This is a genomic window from Paenibacillus sp. FSL R7-269 (assembly GCF_000517865.1).
In the GTDB taxonomy this organism is placed as follows: Bacteria; Bacillota; Bacilli; order Paenibacillales; family Paenibacillaceae; genus Paenibacillus_AQ.
On sequence record NZ_ASPS01000084.1, the window covers coordinates 1 to 21442 of the forward strand.

The 21442-nt window shown below is 51.5% G+C and carries 18 protein-coding genes; 15 read left to right on the plus strand and 3 right to left on the minus strand.

Annotated features, from left to right (window positions below):
• The coding region (locus tag C162_RS37500; protein WP_156949684.1) for an IS3 family transposase at positions 1-83 on the plus strand (83 nt) is incomplete at its 5' end.
• Positions 84-490: 407 nt separating this feature from the next.
• Here C162_RS37500 and C162_RS37505 read toward each other — a convergent pair.
• Positions 491-4561 (minus strand): S8 family serine peptidase, encoded by a 4071-nt coding sequence (locus tag C162_RS37505; RefSeq protein WP_084649082.1) that lies wholly within the window; start codon positions 4559-4561, stop codon positions 491-493.
• 673 nt (positions 4562-5234) lie between these two features.
• On the opposite strand from C162_RS37505, the gene C162_RS28925 reads away from it, so the two are divergent.
• From C162_RS28925 to C162_RS28985, 13 genes are all read left to right on the plus strand, one after another.
• Entirely contained in the window at positions 5235-5594 is a 360-nt protein-coding gene (locus C162_RS28925; protein ID WP_036700522.1) for a hypothetical protein, read from the plus strand.
• 42 nt (positions 5595-5636) lie between these two features.
• Entirely contained in the window at positions 5637-5816 is a 180-nt protein-coding gene (locus C162_RS28930; RefSeq protein ID WP_036700523.1) for a YfhD family protein, read from the plus strand.
• A 122-nt stretch (positions 5817-5938) separates the two neighbouring features.
• Positions 5939-6298, plus strand: a complete 360-nt coding sequence (locus C162_RS28935) for a hypothetical protein (protein ID WP_036700525.1) — start codon at positions 5939-5941, stop codon at positions 6296-6298.
• A gap of 111 nt (positions 6299-6409) precedes the next feature.
• Positions 6410-7321, plus strand: a complete 912-nt coding sequence (locus tag C162_RS28940) for a methyl-accepting chemotaxis protein (protein ID WP_036700527.1) — start codon at positions 6410-6412, stop codon at positions 7319-7321.
• Positions 7322-7508: 187 nt separating this feature from the next.
• The gene (locus C162_RS28945; RefSeq protein WP_036700529.1) at positions 7509-8066 is read left to right on the plus strand and encodes an RNA polymerase sigma factor; all 558 of its coding nucleotides are present in this window, start codon (positions 7509-7511) and stop codon (positions 8064-8066) included.
• Positions 8026-9690: a DUF4179 domain-containing protein gene (locus C162_RS28950; RefSeq protein ID WP_036700531.1), complete on the plus strand. Its 1665-nt coding sequence runs from the start codon at positions 8026-8028 to the stop codon at positions 9688-9690. Before C162_RS28945 ends, C162_RS28950 begins: the two co-directional genes overlap by 41 nt.
• Positions 9691-9800: 110 nt before the next feature.
• Positions 9801-10382: a DNA-3-methyladenine glycosylase I gene (locus C162_RS28955; RefSeq protein ID WP_036700533.1), complete on the plus strand. Its 582-nt coding sequence runs from the start codon at positions 9801-9803 to the stop codon at positions 10380-10382.
• A 227-nt stretch (positions 10383-10609) separates the two neighbouring features.
• Positions 10610-11668 (plus strand): 50S ribosomal protein L11 methyltransferase, encoded by a 1059-nt coding sequence (gene prmA / locus C162_RS28960; protein WP_036700536.1) that lies wholly within the window; start codon positions 10610-10612, stop codon positions 11666-11668.
• 2 nt (positions 11669-11670) lie between these two features.
• Positions 11671-12354, plus strand: coding sequence for a site-2 protease family protein (locus C162_RS28965; RefSeq protein WP_036700539.1), 684 nt, complete (start codon positions 11671-11673; stop codon positions 12352-12354).
• 163 nt (positions 12355-12517) lie between these two features.
• Entirely contained in the window at positions 12518-13282 is a 765-nt protein-coding gene (locus C162_RS28970) for an RsmE family RNA methyltransferase (protein ID WP_036700541.1), read from the plus strand.
• Between the two features lie 3 nt (positions 13283-13285).
• The gene (mtaB, locus tag C162_RS28975; protein WP_036700544.1) at positions 13286-14620 is read left to right on the plus strand and encodes a tRNA (N(6)-L-threonylcarbamoyladenosine(37)-C(2))-methylthiotransferase MtaB; all 1335 of its coding nucleotides are present in this window, start codon (positions 13286-13288) and stop codon (positions 14618-14620) included.
• 272 nt (positions 14621-14892) lie between these two features.
• The gene (locus C162_RS28980) at positions 14893-17139 is read left to right on the plus strand and encodes an Ig-like domain-containing protein (protein ID WP_036700546.1); all 2247 of its coding nucleotides are present in this window, start codon (positions 14893-14895) and stop codon (positions 17137-17139) included.
• A 235-nt stretch (positions 17140-17374) separates the two neighbouring features.
• Positions 17375-18274: an Rpn family recombination-promoting nuclease/putative transposase gene (locus C162_RS28985; RefSeq protein WP_268748825.1), complete on the plus strand. Its 900-nt coding sequence runs from the start codon at positions 17375-17377 to the stop codon at positions 18272-18274.
• 151 nt (positions 18275-18425) lie between these two features.
• Here C162_RS28985 and C162_RS28990 read toward each other — a convergent pair whose 3' ends face one another.
• Positions 18426-19415, minus strand: a complete 990-nt coding sequence (locus tag C162_RS28990) for a Na/Pi cotransporter family protein (RefSeq protein WP_036700551.1) — start codon at positions 19413-19415, stop codon at positions 18426-18428.
• 279 nt (positions 19416-19694) lie between these two features.
• Between C162_RS28990 and C162_RS28995 the strand changes: the two genes are divergently transcribed.
• Complete coding sequence (locus C162_RS28995; protein WP_036700553.1) at positions 19695-21098, plus strand: class I SAM-dependent rRNA methyltransferase; 1404 nt, start codon at positions 19695-19697, stop codon at positions 21096-21098.
• Positions 21099-21230: 132 nt separating this feature from the next.
• Here the strand turns inward: C162_RS28995 and C162_RS37160 are convergent.
• On the minus strand, positions 21231-21442 hold a 212-nt coding region (locus C162_RS37160; protein ID WP_235218560.1), incomplete at its 5' end, for a hypothetical protein.

Genomic DNA, 21442 nt, shown 5'->3' on the forward strand with positions numbered 1-21442 from the left:
CCTACTATAACTCCGAGCGATACCAATGGACATTAAAAAAGATGACTCCTGACGAATTCAGGAGTCATCTCCTAGCGAGCTAGCTCTAAGGTGTTTCTTTTAAACCGTCCTCAAATCGGGTCACAGTTCAAGTGGAGGCGGGGCGCTGTTTTTTGTTGGTTGTTAATTGTATTAATGATTCTATTGTATTTGCAACAACAGAAAGCTTCTAAAATTCACCAAAAAGAGAATCTGTTGTATATCATACAGTAAAAATTCTCCGAATGTGCATTTTCAAGCGGAAATCAAAGAATCAAATGTATAAAATACAACAGAATATCTATTAGGATGAATTAAAGGGGAATCTAATGTAGTAAATGCAATCAGAGGTAGTGTACGGTTATGTCAGCAGCGTCTGTTCAAGTGCTCAAACGGTTCTTAACCAAACAAATAAAGGCTGTCCCGAGTAGTCAAGTAATGACTACTGGGACAGCCTCTTAAGTTTAGTCTACTACTGAATCAAACCGCTCTTGCTCAGCAATTCATAGAGTGCAGCGGCTGCTGTCTCACGGGTTGCCGGAGCTGTTGGATTGAAGGCAATTCCTGATTCGCTGGCGAAGACGCCGGCTTTGGTCAGGGCTAGCAGACTGTCCTTGGCGTAAGGGGCTACCTTAGCGCTGTCGGAGTAAGTTGTGAACGAAGGATTAGCAACAGCCTTCAGCTCAGTGCCTGTCAGTTTCACTGCTCTGTCCAGAATGACAGCGAGCTCTTGGCGGGTTACTTTTTGCGTAGGTGCAAACTTGCCGCCTCCGATACCCAGAATCAGACCGGCCTTGGAAGCTGCGGCGACATCCTTAGCGTACCAGTCCGTTGATTTCACATCGGAGAAGGTTACGCTGGCATCGGTACGCAGACCCAGTGCACGGGTCAAGAGGGCTGTGAACTCGGCGCGGGTCAGGTTGCTCTGCGGTGCAAAAGTAGTTGCCGAAGTTCCTTGGATAATCAGCTTGTCAGCCAGTGTCTGGATGGCAACAGCTGATTTGGAATTAGCGATGTCTGTGAAGGCTGCTGCCGGTTTGCTGACTGCTGCATACACGGAGAAGCCTGGACGGCTTACGGTCACAAGGGTTGTTCCATCGGCTTGTGGTGTGAAGACCGAAGCAACCGGAGTCACCAATCCGTCTTTTTCAAACAGCACACCAGCAGTCTTCGATTCAATCTTGCCTGGTACAGTGAAGGTGCGCTTGATGAACACGTTGGTTGGAACATTCAAGTAAGTGCTGCCTGTAGCTGTAGTCCATGAAGCTTCATAAGATACCGGGGTTCCAATGATCTTGGCACCCGGAGTACCTGCAATCAGCTTGCCGGCTGCATCCGGCTCTTGCTTGATTACTAGCTTCAAGCTCTGGCCCGCAGGGGAAGCCGCAAGTAAGGATACAGGCAGAGATACAGCAGATCCGGCAATATTTACAATAACGGTGCTGCCTGCTGGCATACCTGCGAGTAATTTCAACTGCTCTGCGGTCAGGCTCAGTTCAGCAGACTTATCAGCGATACTGCTGACGGAGATGACAACGGCTGTCTTGGCAGCAGCTGCTTTGGCCAGAGCGGCCTTCAGATCGCTGTCGCTGACGGTTACTGTCGTTACACCATCCTTCGATGCAGTTAGAGGTGTTACCGTTACCTGTTGAACCCCTTCTTCAACAAGGGACTTCACAGGAGCTGGAACTACTACAGGTGTTGGCGTTACTACTGTGCCGCCACCTCCACCACCGCCGCCACCATTGTTTCCACTGCCAGAGACAGTAATAAAGCGGAATGAGGTGTAGGTGCTGTAGTAAGAATCCTTATTATAATCAATTTTGATCGGAGTCTTGGTGTTATCTTTGGCTTTGATTCCAAGAATCTCAAGCTTGTAGACCCCATCGGTCAGGCTGGCAACTGCCGGGTTGCCGCTAGCATCCAGGATTGGATCACCATTATGGTCATATGGGTGATAGGTGGATGATATCACCGTACTATAGTTGCCAGGCTCGAAGAACTTATCCGGCGCACCGGTCGTGGATACTTGGAAAGAGCCCTTCTTGATATCATCAAGCCCAATCAGATTAACTTCATAGTAGTTAATATCTTCAGCCTTCAATTTATAGTTCAATACTGCACTTGAATTAGTGTAGACAATCGGTTGGCTCAGTGCAGCTTCCTGAATGCCTGTGCCCCAATCAGGTTGTCCGGTTGTCTTATCTACATTGATTGCAAAAGGCAAGTGAAGTGTTGGCTGCCCGTCTGCTTTCAGTACGATATTACCTTGCAGCATTTGTGGCTCAGTATCAGCAGCAACGGTGACCTTCAGGTTGAACGTGGAGGCACCTTTCGCGGCTGCAGTTACCGATGATTTGTCGAGAGCCGCAGATACCTTAGGATCACCATAGTTCCATTCTACGGAAGCGGAATAGGTGAGCGTGCTATCACTCATATTCTTCAATTGCAGGACTTTCGTAGCTTCAGAACCTGGAAGTAATGTGCCAAAGCTTGTGGATGGATTGTAGTTGATTACGTTCTGAGGCACAAAGTTCTTGTCCAGAATGGAGATAGGTTCAACCGCCTGCAGCAGTGCGGGAGTGTTAATTGCATCTTCTACATTGGCGCGTCCTGGACCTTGACGATAAAGATCTTGTGGTTGGCCGTTAACCTTTAGACCTACTGCGGTATTGGCTAGTGCCGCACGGATATCGAATGGTGTATAGTCCGGATGGGCTTGTTTAATAAGCAAAGACAAACCTGCAACATGAGGTGTAGCCATGCTGGTGCCGCTAATACGGTTGTATGCTTTGGAATAATCTGTTTTCGGATGACCTTTGCCATAAGCTGGCCATGTAGACAAGACTCCGTCACCAGGAGCAACAATGTCCGGCTTGATGCTTAGATTACCATCAAAGTTCGGTCCTAACGATGAGAAATTACTCATTGTATCACCAGTTGTCATTTCATGTTTATATTCTGAACCAAAGGTGAAATATGTTGGATTATCACCATTTGCCAGAATTGCTCTGGCTAACTTGCGTCCCTTGGAGCCTTCGATGTCAAATGTAGGTATACTTTGGTAACTATTACCTAGATTCACGCCAATGAAACCATTACGATCTTTGTAGTCTTCGTCTAGAATAGCTTGAAACTCATCGTCCACTTCCTCGGCATTTCCGTTGAAAATTACGATTGCTCTAGCTTTACGCTCTTTGGCATTCGCAATTTTATCTGCAAAGCCCAGTTCACCACGTGATACCAATACGATGGAACCGCTGATGTCTTCAGCAGGGTAATCTTCTTTCGCTCCAAGATCAGCGTACACAACACGTACTGGTTTAGTACCAATGATAGTGGCAAAATCATCATTTGCCAGCTCATACGCCATCATATGGAATGGAAAGTAGGTATCGTAAGTAACAGAAGTTACTGAGTTTGCAATTTCCGCCTTGAATTCGCCGGAGTAAGCGTCAATAGGGCTGGTCACTGAACCTACTGAAATGGCCAATTGGGAAGCAGCTGGAGAACCCATTGAGAAATATTGGCCATTTTCCCCGTTATTCCCATTTGCAATGACAGCAGTCACTCCAGAGAGAACCGCATTATTAATCGCAATGGAATCCGGAGAGTTGACATCCTTCTCGGAATCGGAGCCGAGCGACAGGTTGATGACATCCATTTTGTCCTTCACCGCACGTTCAATCCCATCAATGACTTGAGCGGAAGATCCGGAGGAGGTGTCCGGTTTATCAATATTGCGCCCCAATACTTTATAGACGTACAGTTTTGCTCCCGGAGCTACGCCCTTTTGAGCAACATCGCCTGTTGCTGCATACTGACCAATGATGGTTCCGGCTACATGCGTACCGTGGTAAGTTCCTGCATACCCTACACCATATTCTTTATCTTCCCCCGGAGTCAGCGGTACTTCTTCATAGGGATCATTGTCCTGATAGAAGGAGTCATATCCGCCCTTATAAGCCGCAGCAATATCCGGATGCGTGTAGTCAACACCGGTGTCGATTACACCGACTTTCAGTCCGGTCCCGTCGAAACCGTGGTCGGCTGCCCAATCGGCATGAATCTGCTTCAGGGGAGCATTGTCGTTTCTGTAAGTCACTTCGGTTACTGTCTGATCAGGGAGAGCATACCAGGTGCTGTTCGGATAAATGGAAGACACGCCGGAGATCTTCGCCAGCTCAGGGATTTTGTTAGCCGGAACGGTGACTTCAAAGCCGTTCAGAATTGTGTCGTACTTGTAATTGACAGTGAGGTCAATCTTCTTGGCTTCAGCCTTATCCAATACTTCTTCCTGCTGTCTATTTACCGCAGCTTCAGTCGCTGTATTGGCGAGCGCTGTAATTCCTTGTCTGGCAGCATATTTGCCGACGGCAGCAGGCTGGCCGCTGAGTTGAACGATAACCCGGACAAGATTTGAGGAGTTGGTGTTAATCTGTGGAGAAATATAAGGCTGATTCGCTGGAATCAAGGCTGGAAGATGATTGCCTGATACGGGGGTCTTCAAGCTGCTGGCGGCGAATGCCGCGCCTGGAATCATACTTGCAGCCACACCCAATGATAAAGTTAGTAATGATAGTTTACGAGGTAATTTTGTCCACTCCAAATGTAATCCCCTCCACAATATGATGTTGGTTCTGGCTTACATCTCTCCTGCTACAGACAGTAGGCGGATTCTCCTTTTCTATTAATCCGGTTTATTTCCGTCAAGATTACTAGGAAAAATATTAAGAAGATTTTACCACTGGTTATTTGTAAAATCCACACAAAATTTATAAGGTTTTGAGAATTATTTCGATTTCAGTGGAAAGTTATATGACATATTTATTATTGTGAATTTAAAAAGAATGAAAAAAGACAAAAAATTACAAAATATCAGATCAATAAACAATTTTCGTCATAAATACTGACATGAAATTAGGTAGTAAGAAGCTCTAAAAAATTAAAGAAAAGCAAAAAGAAACGGAGGGGGAATTTGGAACTGTAGGAGCGATAGCGTCCGCCTTTGTCTGCGGATTTCAACCATCAAAAAATTATAAAATCAAGAAATCTGCAGACAACAGCGGCCGGAGGTCCAAATGTTCACCGCAGCGACGACCAAGCTTCGAGTTCAAATCTTATATAGATGGAAAATGTATAAATTCCTGTCCGGAAATCCAAAATACCCAAGTAAGCTTGAACGCTGAATACCAGGCAGAAAGCAGGGAATTCCGATGTCTGAAAAAAGTATACTGGCCTACTTCAAAACCCCGGAAGAAGCGGAAGGGGTCTCGCGTAAGCTGCAGGCACTGCGCGCAGAGGAGATTTCGATTGACCGGTTCAGCAGGTTTGGGGGGAGCGGGCAGGAGCCGGGAGTGAATCCGGTTACCGGCAATTTGGCAAGCATGGATTCGATGACAGCAGTCAGTGACCATACGGGTATCTTAGCTGCGGCGCATACGAGCGGGAGCGGAATGAGCCACGGCGGGGATGGCGGACCGACAGGCAGAAATATTCTGCTGACGGTTATTGTCGATGCGTCTGTCCATGGTCAGGCGATGTCGCTGATTGAGGAAGCCGGCGGAATGATTTGAAGCTGAAGAATCAGATAATACATTGGAGGCTGATGGCAAGCTATGGACAGAGAGAACTCGATAATCTTTTCCAAAACCGATAAAATGAAAATGCTCTATGAGGCGAAGGCCGAGGATGTTGAATTCTCAGCGGCTGAAGCAGATCAGGATGATATAGAGGCCATGGACCGTTCCCGGGAGGCGGACAAGCGGCAGCTGGGAGAGATCATGAAGAAGGAATAATTCAGTAAAGTCAAGAAGAGATGAACAGGCGAATTGTTGCTATCGATACCCTGCGTAAGTGGGGTATTTTTGTGTTGTGGCGTGTATAATGGAGTGATATGCGAAGCCGGGAGGATACATAAGTGGATACAGTGATAATGTGGGTGGGGCTGGCGCTGCTGGTGGCACTCTTAACCTTTCTGAACCAGAAACAGGTCTATTCCTCCAAAGTGAAACAAGCTTACCGGGGGTTACGAATGCTCGCTGATAAGGTCCAATCAGAGCAGTCGGAGGCGGCAGATCTTGGACGCTGGGAAGCTTCCATTGCCGAAATGGAAAAGCACCCCAATGAATTCAACAAGCTGGACAAGGAGATCGGCCTGCGCCAGGTCTTCGCCTTGTATCTGGAGCGGCATTATCCGCAGGATACTAGACTTCCAGAGCTGCGAGAAGCGGCTGCATACCGGAAGGACAGCGTATGGGGGATTAAGATAGGAAATTAAAAAAAACATATCATCCAAAAAGCCTGAACAGCCGTTAATAGGAGTATATAGAAATAAGAGAATATCGTCCGCATATCAGTTAAAAATTGAGATGTATAGGGAGCAGTCAACATGGAAAATCTAGCAGACCAGACAGTTACAGACGAACTGGTTGTCAAAGCTTTGGAAAAGAATCTCGCCATGATCCGGTTTGACCTGGACCGTCGTGTCGCCTATGTCAATGAGCTCTTTGCCCAGTCAGTGAAATACAAAACGGAGGATATGTACGGCATGCAGCACAGCCAGCTGTGCTTCCCTTCATTCGTGAACAGTCCGGATTATGAGTTGTTCTGGCAGAATTTAATGGCTGGCCGGAGCTTCCAGGACAAAATTGAACGGATGGACGCAGAGGGAAATTCGGTCTGGCTGGAAGCTACATATATGCCGGTGTTCGATGAGACAGATACCCATGTCATCGGCGTATCCAAGGTGGCCACCAACATTACGGAGAGACAGAATAACATGAGCCATGTCGTGGAGCTGATGCAGGGAATGGCGGATAGCCTTAATCAGCGTGCGGACAAAGGAATTGAGCGGAGTCAGGAGCTGCTGCTGAGTATTGACAGGATTGCCGAGGTGTCGAGCGAGAATACCGAAACCCTGCTAAGTCTGCAAAAGCAGGCGGCTGCGATCCGCGGCGTAGTGCAGACCATCCGTGATATTGCTTCCCAGACCCATCTGCTTGCCCTGAACGCAGCTATTGAGGCTGCACATGCCGGAGAATTCGGCCGGGGATTCGATGTGGTGGCCAAAGAGGTAAGAAAGCTCTCCGCGATGGTGCAGGATCAGATTACCGAAGTCCGGGACAGTGTCCAGGCCATTACAGAAGAGGTCGGGAGAATATCCATTGGACTGAACCAGGTGCAGGATAATGTGCAGCTCAGTCAGCAGCAGATTCAAGTGGCTCTGAATGAGTTCACGCTGATCGCAAGCTCTGCGCAGGAGCTGGACAACCAGGCACGCGAGGTTATGAACATTATCTAAGATGTGCTTACTCTGAAGTTGAGCATTTATTCCGTATAATCTATCGTAAGCAGTATGTAGCCTGTGTACACCAGGTGGACATGCTGCTTTTTTATTACATAGAGCTGGATATGCTGCAGAAATGAACCTTTTACCGCCCGGATTTGTTATAAGAAGCAGAACGAACAAGAAGGGAGGCCATGCTTAAGTGGATAACAAGGAATTATTCCAGACCTACAACAAGGAGGTATACCGCACCTGCTATTATATGGTGCATGATGCTGCCGATGCTGAGGATCTGTGTCAGGAGGTATTCATCACTCTCTTCCGCAGCGAGTGGCAAGGCATTGAATATCTGAAGGCCTGGATTATGAAGATCACCGTCAACACCTGCCTGAATCATCTGAAGCGCAGGAACAGCCTGCAGCAGAAGCTGAAGGCGCATCTCCATATGTTCAGGGAGAATCCGCAGCCGCTGGTAGACAAGCTGGTGGAGCAGAAGGAAACGAAGCTGGAATGGGCGGGATACATGTCCCGGCTCCCGGCGAAGATCAGGGTGGTGCTGACTCTGCGGTATATGCATGATTTCAGTCTGGAGGACATCCGCCGGATGCTGGACATCCCGCTGGGGACCGTGAAGTCCAGACAGCACAAGGGACTGCGTATGATGAAGAGGATTCTCGAAGAAGCGGGCGTTCAGCCCATAGCGAAGGAGGACGAAGAATATGGACAGAACCGAAGCGCAGTTAAAGCGTCGCTTAAATGAGGATCAGGAGCTGAATTACCCTGATTTCGAGCAAATGTGGGGCCGGATGGAGCAGGCCGGATATGCTTCCTCCAAGGGCGGCAGCCGTGCAGGAGCAAATAGCCCGGTCCGCCACCGTAACTGGCGAAAAATCACTGTCGCAGCCTCATTCAGCGTAGTACTGGTGGCTGTTCCTGTGTATGCCGCTGTGCAATATGACTGGGGGAATCTGCTGAACCATAGAAGCGGTGTTCAGGCTGCACTGTCCCAGAACCTGGGCCAGCCGCTGGGCCAGACGGTCACCAAGGATGGAGTAACCCTGACGCTGCATACGGCGCTCACCGATGAGAACCGGACAGTGATTCTGTACAGCCTGGATGTCGGTGGAGATAAGGGCAACGGAACGTGGAATGTGAACGGAATGTCCCTTAAGGATGCCAAAGGAAACGGCAATGACATGGAATCCAACTATCAGCAGTGGGATGAGAAGAACCAGCGGTACAACGGTTATTTCGAGACGGACTGGAGTCCGGACCAGGAGACAGTCAAAGTAAGCCTTAGCGCAAAAGGAATTCAGTCCTACTCCCAGCAGGAGGTGGACCTGAAGCTGGATACGGACTCGCCGGAGCGGCAGAGCTTCCCGGTTAACCGGGATGGACTGGAGTCCTTTGGCGTGCAGCCCTTTAAGGAAGGGAATGAGCGTCTGATGCTGTCCACAGACACTATTTTTTCCGATCCTGAAGCGAGAAGGCTGGCGTCCCCGCAAATTATGGCGTACCGGGATGGGCAGCTTGTTAAGAAATCTCAGGGAAGCGTAATGGGCAAACCGGGAGATAACGGAGAATATACTTCCCTTGAGTACTACAAGCCTGCTGATGTGCCGAAGGATGAAACCACGTATAAACTCAGTTACACCAAGCTTGAACGCAATATTGATGGTCCGTGGACGTTCGATTTCGAGCTGAGCAAGAAGCAAATGGCTGGTGCGACGATGAAGACAGCCCTGAATCTGCCACTGGAGGCCGGAGACTCGTTGAACATGATTGAGCAGATGGTGGTAACACCGACGCAGATCCGAGTGGCTGTGCGGAGTAATACGGAGCCGTTCCCTGATTTGCCGTATGTTAATTATACTCTTGAGGTGAATGGTCAGAAGCTGGATGGCGGATTATGGTATACAGGCTCTGAGGACCGTAAGCTGATGACACTGCGCTTCGAGCGGCCGGCAAATCTTGAGATTACCAAAGACACACCAATGACGCTTGAGGGGAAATATAAAGTTACAGTGCATGAGGATGACAAGGCGCCGCTTGAATTAAAGAACATCTCTGGCGAGAAGCAGACACTAATCCGGCAAACCGGCGGGTATCCGGTGCAGTGGACCTATTATATGCAGGGGGCAGACCTCTATGTGGAGACGAAGAGTGATGATCCGAATTTTGGCGGTGTGAATCAGACCTACATCGGTAAAGGCAAAGACCGGCTCATCAGCAGCATTGTAACCACTAAGTTCAGAGGAGACGGAAATAACCATAGTATTAATAAGTACAAGGATTTCAAGGGAAAAGAAGCTTCAATATATATGTTCTATTACACAACAAATGCACCGGACAAAGAGACACGGGTACAGCTGCAAGGACAATAGCAACATTATTTTACGGGAAGAACCTTGTGTTCTTCTCTTTTTTTCGTATACAGTTAATAGATACGGCTGATGTTTAGCCGAAGGATCATACGGCAGAGGAGAGAGGCACGGTGGATGTAAAGCGCTGCGATTGGGTGAACACGGACCCGGTATACATAGCTTATCATGATGAAGAGTGGGGCAAGCCGCTGGTTGATGGCCTGAAGCTGTTCGAGCTGCTGATGCTGGAGGGGATGCAGGCCGGGCTGAGCTGGTATACGGTTCTGAAGAAGCGGGAGGGCTTCCGCGAGGCTTTTGACGGCTTTGATCCGGAGAAGATCGTGCTGTATGGGGAGGACAAAGTCGAAGAGCTGATGCAAAATGCGGGAATTGTCCGCAACCGTCTGAAGATTAAGGGCGTGATTACCAATGCACAGGTGTATCAGCAGATCTGCCGCGAGGAAGAGGGCGGCTTTGCCGGTTATTTGTGGAGCTTCGTCGGCGGGACGCCGGTGGTGAATCACTGGAAGAACAGAGCCGAGGTTCCCGCGACGACCCCTCAGTCCGATCAGATGAGCAAGGCGCTCAAGCGCAAGGGGATGAAGTTCGTCGGCTCGACGATCTGTTACGCTTTTATGCAGGCGTCCGGGATGGTGGATGACCATGCGCTGGATTGTTTTTGCCGGACTCCCCCTGCTGCTATAGAGAGTTGAACGGCAGTTTGGCGCTGAACGGGTAAGAAATGCTATACTAGCTAAGATACGTTTGGAGGGAGATTATGCTCGCAAAACTTAAGTCTATGCTTCCGAAGTAAGTTTGTTCGAAGCAGAATCGAGAGAAGTAACGCTTACAAACTAAGTGTATGCTTTCGAAGCGAGTTTTGCGCGAAGAAAAGTCGGGTGCAGTAATGCTCGCAAAACTTTTAGGAGGATTCATTACCATGCTATGGCACGAATTGACGGTACATACAACGGAGGAAGCACAGGAGATGATCTCCAATCTGCTGGTTGAGGCCGGAGCGGGCGGAGTCTCTATTGAAGAATCCGGGACGCTGAATAAAACCCGGGATACACGTTACGGTGAATTATACGATGAACCGCTCAATGACATCCCTGAAGGGGAAGCGGTTATTAAAGGATATTATGCGGAATCGGTGGACATGGACGCGGTTGTGGCCGAGGTGGCTCCAAGGGTGGAAGAGCTGAGAGAGTTCGGCATCGACCCCGGGCTGGCACAGATCTCCTGGAAGACAGTGGATGAGGATGATTGGGCTCATGCCTGGAAGCAGTACTTCAAGCCACTGCGCGTCTCCCGGCGGCTGACCATTAAGCCGACATGGGAAGAATATACCCCGGCCTCTGCCGATGAGAAAATCATTGAGATTGACCCCGGTATGGCCTTCGGAACCGGGACGCATCCGACAACGGCGCTGTGCCTTCGCGCCCTTGAGAAGCATATTGTCAGCGGTGACGAGGTCATCGATGTAGGTACGGGCTCCGGCATCCTTTCTGTCGGAGCAATGCTGCTCGGTGCAGCCTCCGTCCTGGCGCTGGATCTGGACCCGGTCGCCGTGGAGAGTGCCCGCGAGAATGTGGCGCTGAACCGGCTGGAGTCAGCGGTCACCGTGAAGGAGAGTGACCTGCTCTCGCTGCTGGGCGGTGAGGGGGCGGCGGATACCGTAGCTGGAGAAATGTGGCCTTCAGCCCGGTCAAGCAATACGGCTAACCAAGAGGCCGTTCCTGTTGGTGCCCCGGCGGCAGACGGGCTGGGAGTGACTCTGCCGGTCCGGGTGGTCGTGGCGAATATTCTGGCCGAGATCATTGTGCTGTTCACGGACGATGTCTACCGTGCGCTTCAGCCGGAGGGGATCTATATTACCTCGGGGATTTATAAGGATAAAGAAGGGCTGGTCGCGGAAGCACTGAAGTCTTCCGGTTTCGAGATTTTAGAAGTAACCCGCGAAGAAGATTGGGTGGCGTTCACAGCCGGAAAGAGGTAGACATGGGTTCCCTGGATCAATTTTTAGTATATCCTTTACAGCAGCTTCCGTTTTTTCTGATTACGATTGTTATTGCGTTTACGGTGCATGAATTCGCCCACGCTTATTTTGCCAATAAATTTGGGGACCCTACAGCGCGCCTGCTGGGCCGTATGACCTTGAATCCGGCGGTGCACTTTGATCTCTTCGGTATCATTCTGCTGCTGATTGCGGGCTTCGGCTGGGCGCGTCCGGTTCCCGTGAACCGGGATAACTTCCGCCGTCCCCGCCTGATGGGTGTCATCGTCTCGGCCGCCGGGCCAGTCAGCAATCTGCTGCTGGGTATTCTGGGTGCGCTGATCTATGCGATTCTGCTGGGAACAGGGACAATGGATTCGATTAAGAACGACCAGGTGCTTCAGGCACTATACTGGTTCTTCGGGATGTTCATCCACTTCAACTTCTTCCTCTTCGTGTTCAACCTGATTCCGCTGCCGCCGCTGGACGGTTACCGGATCGTAGAAGATATCGCACCGCGTCCGATCCGGGGAAGACTTCAGCAGTATGAGCAGTATACGGTTTTCCTTTTTCTGCTGATTATCTTTATTCCGGGTCTGCGCGCCTATACGATAGAACCGCTTAGCTACTGGGCTAGCAGGACCGGCAATGATTTCGTCCGGCTGTTCCTGGGCATGTTCGGGGTCTGAGCAGAGCAGTATGGACAGGGACTGTTCAGTGCATGGCAAACGTTGTAGAATATAATGTGATTATTAAGTAGATGAATGATACGTGTGAAGCGGCGGCCGGGACCTGATTTGACGGGGACTACGCCGCTTTTACGCTGAATAACGGACAGGATGAGGATGAGAGATGCAGCGTTATTTCGTAACTCCGGCACAGTTCGGACAAGACAAGGTTAGCATTGACGGTGAAGACGCCCGCCATATTGCCAAGGTCATGCGCGGCAAGGCCGGGGATAAGCTGATCGTCAGCGACGGCGTGTCCCGTGAAGCACTGGCTGAGATCGCTGAAATTGAGATCGGCCTGGTCACCGTGAGCATACTGGAGCCTCTGGCCATGACTCATGAGCCGCGCATCCAGATTACCGTCGCCCAGAGCCTGCCCAAAGGGGACAAGCTGGAGACAGTCATTCAGAAATGCACGGAGATCGGGGCTGTAGCCTTCATGCCGTTCCTCTCAGAGCGGACCATCGTGCAGTACGATGAGCGCAAGGAGAGTAAGCGGGTAGAGCGCTGGCGCAAAATCTGCAAGGAGGCTGCTGAACAGGCGCACCGGAATATTGTTCCGCAGGTGCATTCACCGCTTAGCTGGAAGCAGCTGCTCCAGAGCTTCAGCGGCTATGATGCCGTCTATTTCTGCTATGAGAAGGAAGAGGGTCTCCAGCTTCGCAGCGCAGCCGCGCCATGGCTGGCATCGCTTCCGCAGGAGGCTGCGGCCAAGGTGCTGATCGTTGTAGGGCCAGAGGGCGGCTTCAGTATGGAGGAATGCCGGCTGGCTGAGGAGGCCGGAGCAGTCTCTGTCGGGCTGGGGCCGCGTATTCTGCGCTGTGAAACCGCAGGTATGGTTGCCGCCGCCTGCATTTTATATGAATCCGGAGAAATGGGAGGAGCTTAAATCATGCCATCTGTAGCTTTTTATACACTGGGCTGCAAAGTCAATTTCTATGATACCGAGGCCATCTGGCAGCTCTTTAAGAATGATGGATACGAGCAGGTAGATTTCGAGGGTTCTGCCGATGTCTATCTGATCAATACCTGTACGGTGACCAATACAGGCGACAAAAAAAGCCGGCAGATGATCCGCCGGGCGGTCCGCCGCAATCCTGACGCTATCGTAGCGGTTACCGGCTGCTACGCGCAGACCTCACCGGGAGAGATTCTCGATATTCCCGGCGTCGATCTGGTGATCGGCAACCAGGACCGGGAGCAGATCATGACGCATGTAAAGAATATTCAGGAGTCGCGCCAGCCGGTCAATGCGGTTCGCAACATTATGAAGACACGCGAGTTCGAGGAGATGGATGTGCCCGGGTTCGCTGACCGGACGCGGGCGTTCATGAAGATTCAGGATGGCTGCAACAACTTCTGCACCTTCTGCATCATTCCATGGTCGCGCGGCCTCTCGCGCAGCCGTGATCCGAAATCAATTGTCGCCCAAGCGCATCAGCTGGTGGAGGCCGGATACAAGGAATTCGTGCTTACCGGCATCCATACCGGCGGGTACGGGGATGATCTGGAGAACTACCGTCTCTCTGACCTGCTCTGGGAGCTGGATAAGGTGGACGGGCTGGAACGTGTCCGCATCAGCTCCATTGAAGCGAGCCAGATTGACGAGAAGCTGCTGGAGGTGCTGAACCGCAGCACCAAGATGTGCCGCCATCTGCATATTCCGCTCCAGGCGGGTCATAACGAGGTGCTGAAGGCGATGCGCCGGAAGTATACCACGGAAGAGTATTTTGCCAAAATGCAGCTGATCCGTCAGGCCATGCCGGATGTGGGGATCACAACCGATGTGATCGTCGGCTTCCCTGGTGAGACGGATGAGATGTTCCGGGTAGGCTATGACTTTATGAAGGCGGTCAACTATTCGGAGATGCATGTCTTCCCGTATTCCAAACGGACCGGAACCCCGGCTGCGCGGATGCTCAATCAGGTGGATGAGGAGATCAAAAATGCACGTGTGCAGGAGTTGATCGATCTCTCCGAAGAGATGCAATTGGCCTATGCCAAGCGCTTCGTGGGCCAGACACTGTCTGTCATTCCGGAGCGGGCCGCGAAAGGCTCGGCTGGACGGAGCGTCCAGCACGGCTTCAGCGACAACTATCTCCAGGTGCTGTTTGGCGGCGACGATTCGCTGCAGGGCGAGCTGTGCCAGGTGAAGGTAACCGAAGCCGGCGTGAATGAATGCCGGGGCGAGCTTGTTAGTGTTAGCCGGGCAGTGGCGACCCCCTGACCGGACAGACTGCTACAGGATGTCTTCTGTGCCTTCGGCGGCAGGAAGACATCCTTTTTTTCGTTATCCCGTGATTAGCTATTTAAATAGGACTTAAAAAAACAGATTGGGAAAAGTGGCGGAGGCATTTTATATAGTTACATAGTCCTGAATTTGCCCGGGATTCGTGAAATACGGAAAATGGGGTAAAGACTTGGGCCGGATTTGTCGATATAGTGGAAGAGAGTGGGAAAAAAGTCCACCGATAATCAGACCGTCTAAGGAGAGAACAGATGACCGTGTACAGGAAAATGACAAAAACGCTCCTCATTATGATATTGCTCGTTGTGGCCGCTTTTCCGGTAAACGTCTTTGCTGCTGCTGGAGACACTATCTCCATTGAATTCGACAGTGCAGCCAAGGTTGAGCTTACCGTGGGCCAGTCACCGAAGCAGCTTAAGGTATATGCCAATGTAGAGGGCTCCGCGTCCAAACGGGATGTAACGGCAGCCGCGACCTGGACCTCCTCTAAGCAGGAAGTGGTCACGGTACTTAACGGCCAGCTTAAACCGGTAAGTGCAGGAACGGCGATGATCACAGCAACCTACAATAATGCGATAGCTTCTGTAGAGGTGTCGGTCACCCATTCCTTCAAGGAACTGAAATTGACCCGCAGCACAGAGGGCAGCTATAAATTAGGCGACAAAGAGGAATTGCTGTCTGTTACGGCAACCGCCATCGGCGGAACTTCGGCCACTGCGGAGAAGGATGTCACGAAGGACACGGAATGGAGCAGTTCGAATACGGGTGTGCTGACTATTGCTGCAGGCAAGGTTACACTGGTCGGTGAAGGTAAGGCTACCATTACCGCCAAGTACAAAGGATTAACCGAAACAATCAAAGCGGTAGTAGAGCTTCCTTATGCCGCTATTGTATTGAAAGACAAGAAAGACACCATCGTCAAGGAAATGGAAATGCTGGTCGGAGACAACCCGGTCAAGCTGACCGCCAAGACCAAAGCCACTTCGGCAAGTCAGGAGATCACCTTGGGCAATGAGGTGGAATGGAGCAGCTCCAGCGAGAGCGTAGCTACTGTTAAAGACGGCGAGATTACCATCCTGGGTGTGGGTAAAACGGTCATCACCGCAAGCTATCTGGGTGTCACCCAGTCGGTGGATGTCTATGTGCGTGCGCCATATGAAGCGCTTGTGCTGAAGCCTGCCGGCGACCAGTCGCTTTTCCTGGGGGAGAGTCTGAATGTAACCGCAGAAATGCGTAATGCCATCAATTCAACCTCGAACGAAACAGCGTCCGCAGTCTGGACCTCAGATAACCTGATGAATGCTACGGTAACTGCCAATACGGCAGATGCAGGTAACGCTTATGCCACTGTTACGGGTAAAGCAGTAGGAACCTCAATCATCAAGGCTAACTATCTGGGAATCAGCAAAAGCTTCAAGATCACCGTCTATCCGACCCTGACTGAGCTGGGCTTGGAGAAGACGGAGCAGGAAATATACACGGCGGATGCGGTCAGCCTGCCGAAAGTGAATGGAACCAAGTATGACGGAACCAAGCTCGACATCAGCGATGAGATGGAGTGGACCTCTGCGAATGAAGAGATTGTGTCTATCAAGGACGGAAAGTTTGTCGGCGGCAAGGCAGGCACAGCTATCCTGACCGGTAAGCTCAAAAATGGCGAAGTGACCTCCGCTTCCGCTACAGCCATCCGGTCCAAGACAGTTCAGTTTAACGTAACGGTTCAGAATAAAGTGTTGGTCCTGATCGGGCCTGATGAAGCACTGGGTGTAGTCATTGGTGAAGAGTTGCAGCTGCCTGCTGTCCAGGCTGTACTGGAGAACGGCGACGAGCTGGACGTATCAGGAAGCATTAAGTGGGAGCTGAGCGGCAGCAATGCTGTTCTTAAGCAGACAAGCACTGTGAAGACTATTAAGGGACTGGTCAAAGGTACGGCAACCCTGAAGGGAACCTACTCCAATAAGACAATTAGTTTTCCGGTGACGATTGCACAGAAGGTCGTGAAGCTGGTAGTGGACCCGGCAACGCTGGAAATGAACATCAAGGCCTCCAAGTCCATTAAGGCGACCGGATACTTTTCAAACGGTAAATCTGCCAACTTCTCGAGTGCAATGAACTGGGAATCCTCGAACCCTGCTGTGGCCACCATTAACGGGACTTCGGTCAAAGCACTGGCTGAGGGAACTACAACCCTGACCGGTTCCTACCAAGGCATTCAGGCGACGGTTAAGATTACGGTTGTTCCCAAGCTGATGAAGCTTACGGTCAGTGAGAACCGGCTGAATCTTGCACCGGGAGCAGGCAAAAACGTAGTGGTAACCGCACTGTATGATACCGGACGCACTGCAGTTGTCACAGGAAGCATGGTCTGGACCAGCTCCAAACCTGCTGTCGCCAAGGTGAATGCTGCCGGGCAGATTACAGCAGTGAGCAAAGGTACTGCATCTATTAAAGGAAAACTGGGAACCAAGACAGTCTCCGTATCCGTTAGTGTGAAGTAGTGTAATGCTGCCGGCGGTTTGAGCGGCCGCAATAAGACCTGTACATTCGTCCATGTGGACGGTGTGCAGGTTTTTTGTTTTGGCTGGGAATGTGTAAGATTTAGGATTCGCACGGTAGGGGTATCACATTTGAATACGAATGTATGTTCCTTTTATTATATACAATCCCAAATAAATGGAATACAATCACACTAGAACAAGCTCAAACCTATAACAGGAGGCGAAACATATTTCTATACCGCATGATGAAGCTTTCAAAAAGCTGTTGGAGACGTTTTTTCAGGAATTCATTGAACTATTTTTTCCTGAGCTGGACGCCATGCTCGACTATAGTGAGACCCGGTTTCTGATGCAGGAACTGCTCGTGGATATTGTCGGCGAGGAAGCGAGGGAACTGGATTTGCTGCTTGAGACCCGCTACAAAGGACTGGACGGTTATATCCTAATACACCTGGAACCGCAATCATATAGGGATACCGTATTCCACGAGAGAATGTTTATTTACTTCAGCCGTCTATTCGAGCGCTACCGCAAAGACCATAAGCTGATTATTCCGATTGCGATCTTTACCTCAGATGAGGTCCGGGAAGAGCAGGACACGCTGGAGATGTCTATTCCGGAGCACTCCATTCTGCGCTTCCAGTTCCTTAAGGTGGAGCTGCGTAAGCAGAACTGGCGGCGTTTCATCGACTCAGATAATGCAGTGGCTGCTGCGTTATTAGCGAAGATGGGTTATACTACAAGAGAAGCGAGAGAAGTACGGCGGGAATTCCTGCGAATGTTCATCAAGCTCAGGACACGATTGGATCAGGGACGGCTGGCGCTGATTATGTCAGTGGCGGATTTGTATTTCAAGCCGGACCGGACACAGGATGAGGAGATTCTAAGAGAATTAATCGATCATTACCCGGAGGAGGGAGAAGTCATTATGGAATTGATGCCAGCCTGGAAGCGTTGGGGATATGAAGAGGGCAAAGCCGAAGGTATTGAGGAAGGCAAAGCAGAAGGAAAAGCAGAAGGAAAAGCAGAAGGTCAGGCGGAGCTCATCCGTAAATTGCTGCTCAATGGATTTTCTCCCGAAGCGGTCTCTAAGGCTGTTGAACTGCCGCTGGATAAGATTAAGAAGCTGATGTAAATATAGACCTGGGGTGAAGGTGCCCTAGGTCTTTTTTCTATGGTTTGCGTGAATCTCGCCTTTGTTGATTATACTTCCCTTGCAGATTGGATTAGTACTGTCCGGCGGATTTGAAGTATAATGAGGACTGCGATTACGATTCTTGGAAGACTTAGGACTGCAGCCGCTGCTCCAGCCTGGACCAGACGCGCAGATAGCATAACGGCAGTACACCAAGCGAACAGACGACGTTGAAAATAGTCTGGGCATGGGCAAGCTGGGCGGCAGGTCCGCCGCCGATCCAGGCGGACAGGGATTGCAGCGGCCCTATGAAGGGCAGAAAGAGTAAGGCGCCGCCGACATTCAGTGTCACATGCGACCAGGCGACGAATACGCCGGAAGGCGTACTGCCGATGGCGGCAATGACGGCAGTGACGCAGGTGCCGATATTCGCGCCGAGGACGATGGCGATGCCAAGCGCAGGCGGCATCACGCCGCTGGCAGCGAGGCCCATCGCCATGCCGATAACTGCGGCGCTGCTGTGCACCATCGCCGTCAGCACAGCCCCGGCGGCCAGCCCCCAAAGTGCGCTGGTTGCGGCATGCCCGAGAAACCAGCTGAACAGGGCGCTGCCTTCCAGAGCAGGGCCGATGGACTGCATGACCGCGATGCCCCACAGGACGAGCGCGAAGCCGGTGACCGCGAGGCAGATGAACTGCAGCGGTCCCGAGATCCGGCGGCAGGCCTCAAGCAGCCGCCGGGACTGAGGGGCCAGCTCGCCGGCCATCACGGCGGCGGCCCACAGGCAGAGCGCCGCGATCAGCAGCGGCGCGGCCAGTGTGCTGATCTGCAGGCTGATCAGCTCCGTTGTCAGGCAGGTGCCGATGTTGCTGCCGAGAATAATGCCAAGCGTGCGGGCATAGGTCAGCAGCCCGGCATTGACCATGCCGATGGTCAGCACCGTTACAGCGGTGCTGCTCTGCAGCAGCGCCGACAGCAGGGCACTGACGATCAGGCCTTTGGCCGGTGTGGAGGTAGCCTTGTGCAGGCTGCGCTTCAGCAGCGGACCGGCCAGCTGCGACAGCGAGGCTTCCATCACCTTCATGCCGGCGAGGAATATGACAAGACCGTAGAGGACAGGGAATAACAGTTCACGGATCATAAGGACAAGCTCCTTTTTGAAAAGATAAGAAATTATAGGTTTCAAACGATAACTTATCCTTCTATTTCTCGCTGAACGGTACCGTCCTTGAGAGGATGGCATAGCCGTTTCCACTTAACAGAATTTATATTGTTTCGGGGTCCCCGCAAAGTACCTGAGTCATCACCTACGCTAAAGCCTCACTTTGTGGGGTTATTTTACGGGGGTTGTACCAATATATGAACGCCAGGCATAGGACATGTATATTAATCTGGCAACAAGAATAGGGAGTTGAAGGTATTGGCATCAGTAATTCTGGAACGAAACCGTAAAAAAAGAGTAGAACAGGGCCACCCATGGGTCTTCGCCAGTGAAGTAGCATCTGTAGACGGAGATCCGCAAGCAGGCGGGCTGGTAGATGTTCTGACTCATCAGGGTCGTTATCTGGCTACGGGATATTACAATCCGGCTTCGCAGATCCGGGTGAGAATTCTGTCGCAGCACAAGCTGGCGGCGATGGACACGGCGTTTTTTGCACAGCGGTTCGAGGACTGTCTGCGGCACAGGGAACGCTTCCTGCCGGGGGCGGACGCTTATCGTCTGGTCTATGGGGAAGCGGATTTTCTGCCGGGGCTGATCATTGACCGCTTCGGTGAAGTCCTTGTGGTGCAGCTGCTGACACTGGCTATGGATCAGCACCGCTCCGAGATTGTGGAGGCGTTGGTGCAGGTGATGGCGCCGCGCGGCATCTACGAGCGCAGCGATGTCAGTGTGCGTGAGCTGGAGGGACTGGAACAGACCACGGGTGTGCTCTACGGCGAATGCCCGCGCCACATTACCGTAAGTGAGAACGGGCTGAAGGTGATCGTCGATATTGAAGAGGGGCAGAAGACCGGCTACTTCTTCGATCAGCGGGAGAACAGGGCATCGATTGCTCCGCTGATGAAGGGCTGGGGCGGGCGCAGCGGAATTACACTGCAGAACGTAGCAGCAGAGGAGGGTTCACTCCAGATGCTGCCGGTCAACAAAAGCGGCAAGCCTGTCACTTTCCCATACTGGGATGGTGCAACTGTGCTGGAATGCTTTGCGCATACGGGAAGCTTCACACTGCATGCCTGCAAATACGGCGCTAAGAAGGTAACCTGCCTTGACGTGTCTGCGCATGCCATCGAGAGCGCAAAGGCCAACGTGGAGATCAACGGATTCAGTGACCGGGTGGAATTCGTGGTAGATGATGCATTTGCCTTCCTGCGCAATCAGGTCAAGGGTCAGGAGGAACGCACCGAGCGCGCTACGGGCGGAGCAGCGGCAGAAGGGAAAACCGCAAGCAAACCGGCTGCCAAGGCGGACACCGCGAAGCCGATGACCGCCGGTGGCGGCCGCACATGGGATGTTGTGATTCTGGACCCTCCTGCTTTTGCCAAGACCAAAAGCGCAGTGGCAGGTGCCGTTCGCGGGTACAAGGACATCAATCTGCAGGGCATGAAGCTGGTGAATGACGGCGGATATCTGGTCACGGCCAGCTGTTCGTACCACATGCAGCCGCAGCTGTTCCTCGATACGATCATGGAAGCAGCCAAGGATGCCGGCAAGGTGCTGAGACTGATCGAATGGCGGGCCGCAGGCAAGGATCATCCGCAGATTCTCGGGGTGGACGAGGGGCATTATCTGAAGTTCGCCATCTTTGAGGTACGCAGCAAATAGAAGTGTCAGAACCGGCGGGCCAGCCGGTTATACGGGAAGAGTCTCTTTTATAGAGGCTCTTTTTTGATGTATTTGGTACAGTTAAAAGACCGCCCAAAACCAGAATAGTTGCGATAGCTGTATTCTGTACAATTAAAAACAGCCCGGAGAGTCTGTGGAGGTGAAAACCGGATTTTTAATTGCAGAGACTACACTTAAACCTGTTAACGCGTCATTTAGGCCGCTTGTAGTTGTACCAAATACACCTAAGTACAAATCAGCCCGAGTCCCGCGCCCGCCCTCGCCACCCGCCCCGGTCCCGCCACCGCCACTCGTCCATTCCCGCGCCCGCCGTGCCACCCGTG